The organism is Methylophaga sp. UBA4204, from assembly GCF_002379485.1.
GTDB lineage: Bacteria > Pseudomonadota > Gammaproteobacteria > Nitrosococcales > Methylophagaceae > Methylophaga.
Map to the genome: position 1 here is coordinate 60658 of NZ_DFTU01000060.1, position 2843 is coordinate 63500.

At 45.3% G+C, this 2843-nt stretch carries 3 protein-coding genes; 1 reads left to right on the forward strand and 2 read right to left on the reverse strand.

Annotation, left to right across the window (positions count from 1 at the left end; genetic code table 11):
* On the forward strand, positions 1-1617 hold a 1617-nt coding region (locus B3182_RS08845), incomplete at its 5' end, for a M3 family metallopeptidase (protein WP_292752430.1).
* 47 nt (positions 1618-1664) lie between these two features.
* Here B3182_RS08845 and B3182_RS08850 read toward each other — a convergent pair.
* Both B3182_RS08850 and B3182_RS08855 read right to left on the reverse strand, forming a co-directional pair.
* Positions 1665-2081 (reverse strand): hypothetical protein, encoded by a 417-nt coding sequence (locus B3182_RS08850; RefSeq protein ID WP_292356432.1) that lies wholly within the window; start codon positions 2079-2081, stop codon positions 1665-1667.
* Between the two features lie 181 nt (positions 2082-2262).
* Positions 2263-2529, reverse strand: a complete 267-nt coding sequence (locus tag B3182_RS08855) for a DksA/TraR family C4-type zinc finger protein (protein WP_292356430.1) — start codon at positions 2527-2529, stop codon at positions 2263-2265.
* Positions 2530-2843 lie beyond the last annotated feature (314 nt).

Sequence of the window (2843 nt, forward strand, 5' to 3'; positions counted from 1 at the left end):
GTTGAGCTGGATCAGCAACAACGTGATGAATTCAAAAAGCTGTCACAGCAAATGACTGAACGCACCGCCAAGTTTGAAGAAAATTTGCTGGATGCCACTCACGCCTGGCGTAAGTTGATTACCGACGAGTCATTATTATCGGGTTTACCACCATCCACTATTGAAATGGCCGAGCAAATGGCCAAGCGAGAAGGCGAGGAAGGTTGGTTGTTTACCCTGGATTTCCCATCGTATATGCCGGTGATGTCCTACGCTGATAATCGTGAATTGCGTGAAGAAATGTATACCGCGTTTGCCACTAAAGCCTCAGACCAAGGTCCGAATGCGGGCAAATGGGATAACACTGAAGTGATGCTGGATATTCTGAATCTGCGTCATCAACTGGCAAATCTGCTGGGGTTTGCCAATCATGCCGAACGTTCTTTGGCCACCAAAATGGCGCAATCACCGCAACAGGTTCTGGACTTTCTGCAGGATCTGGCCAAGCGCTCAAAACCGATTGCCGAGCAGGAATATGCAGAATTACGCGCCTTTGCCAAATCCACTGCCGACCAGGATCAACTCGAAGCCTGGGATGTCACCTATTTTGCTGAAAAACTGCGTCAGCAGCGTTATTCAATTTCACAGGAAGAATTAAAGCCGTACTTTCCGGAAGACAAAGTAGTGAATGGGCTGTTTGCCGTGGTCAATCGTTTATACGGACTGGATATTCGGGAACGCAAGGATGTTGACGTCTGGCACAAAGACGTGCGCTTTTTCGAAATTGTCGCCGAGGATGGCAGCGTACGTGCTCAGTTCTATCTGGATTTATATGCCCGTCAGCATAAACGTGGTGGCGCATGGATGGATGAATGTAAAGCACGCCGTCGTACTGCCGAAGGAATCGAAATTCCAGTGGCGTTTCTGACCTGCAACTTTTCTGAACCCGTCGGCGATAAACCGGCTCTGTTCACCCATGATGAAGTGACCACTTTATTCCATGAATTTGGTCATGGTCTGCATCATATGTTGACCAAAATTGAATATGCCGGTGTGTCTGGTATTAATGGTGTGGCCTGGGATGCAGTCGAGCTGCCAAGTCAGTTTATGGAAAACTGGTGCTGGGAGCGTGAAGCTTTGGATTTGATTTCCGGCCATTACCAAACGGGTGAAAAATTGCCTGATGATTTGTTCGACAAAATGCTTGCCGCACGTAACTTCCAATCGGCAATGATGATGTTACGTCAGCTGGAATTCTCGTTATTTGATTTCCGGTTACATCTGGAATTTAACCCGAATGAACCGAATCAAGTCGATAAGATTCTGGAACAGGTGCGTAATGAAGTCACCGTGGTGAAACCGCCCAAATTCAACCGTTTTGCGCACAGCTTCGCTCATATCTTTGCTGGCGGTTATGCCGCCGGTTATTACAGCTATAAATGGGCAGAAGTGCTGTCAGCCGATGCGTTCTCCAAGTTTGAAGAGAAAGGGATCTTTGATCGGCAGACTGGTCTGGAATTTCTGGAAGCGATTCTGGAGCAGGGTGGTTCCCGTGAGCCAATGGAACTGTTCATCGAATTCCGTGGCCGTGAACCGCAGATTGATGCGTTATTAAGACATACCGGTATTGCCGCGTAAACAAAAAAGGGCCGAAAGGCCCTTTTTTATAAGTAAGTATTCTGATTTTATGAATTCATACAAATTTGCGCGGATTCCTGTGCAATTTGAATCATCATCGCCGCCTTATCTTTAGATAGGTTGCCTGCTTCGATATCCTGCAACATCTGTTGATTCAAATCATGCGTGGTCTGTGCGATATCTGCTCCCTGAGCTACCGGCATAATGGCTTTTTCACTATATTCCTCAGAGAACTGGAGCAACGCATCCAGTTGGCAACTGGCCATTTTAGTCACATAGGCATTTGCCTCATCATCGATTGCACGGGCTGACATTTCAGGTCTATCAGCACTCAACTTTTGTACAACTAACGGTTTCAATTGCTTGGTGTAGTTTGTTTTATAGTTTTCTTTATCCTGATCATCAATTGCCAGAGCTTGCTGTGCAGCGAAAATAAAAGGTAACGCCAGTAATAATTTTTTCATTTTATATTTCTCAAATTGGTAGCCAGATAAACATCAGACTTTCTATGAATGACTTTAAAGTGGCCGGTATCAAATTGTTGTGAATTGCTGGAGTGAATCCACAGTACAGCTTTACATAGTTGAATACTGAAAAGCAAAAGAGCACTTCAGTGCTCTTTTGACCGCTTATTAAATACGAGATTTAGCGTAGCTGACTATCCTTACTGCCTCGCCGATTAAACAGATTGAACGCCTTGTTTTCCTTATCAATAATTTCCTGACATTTCACACACAGTCGAACACCGGGAACCGCCTCACGTCTTGCTTGGGGAATTTCCTTCTCACACTCTTCGCAATGCGTCAGACTTTCACCCTTTGGTAAACGAGAACGAGCCTGTTGAATACCATCTTCAACACTGGCATCAATCTGATCCTGCACCGCACCATCTTTAGACCATCCTCCAGCCATAACAACCTCCAACTGACTGAGTTAACAGCTTTATTTAAGCATATTAAACCTATATTGGGGTGGATGCGATAAAACGCAAGATGATAAATATGAATTGTATTTCAAGGGTCGGTTGGGTTGAGCTGGCGAAACCAAACAATCTCAATTTTAAAGCAGGAACCTAATTGTTGAGATGAGCACCAATTATCCCCTTTTGTGTTGACGAGTAGCGGCTTTTTGTCAGGATTAGAGACTTACCTGTTTGAGCGAAGCGAGTTTGGTGAGTCTCCCTGACAAAAAATGCAACGCAGTGGAGCCGCAGGCCAACACAAGGG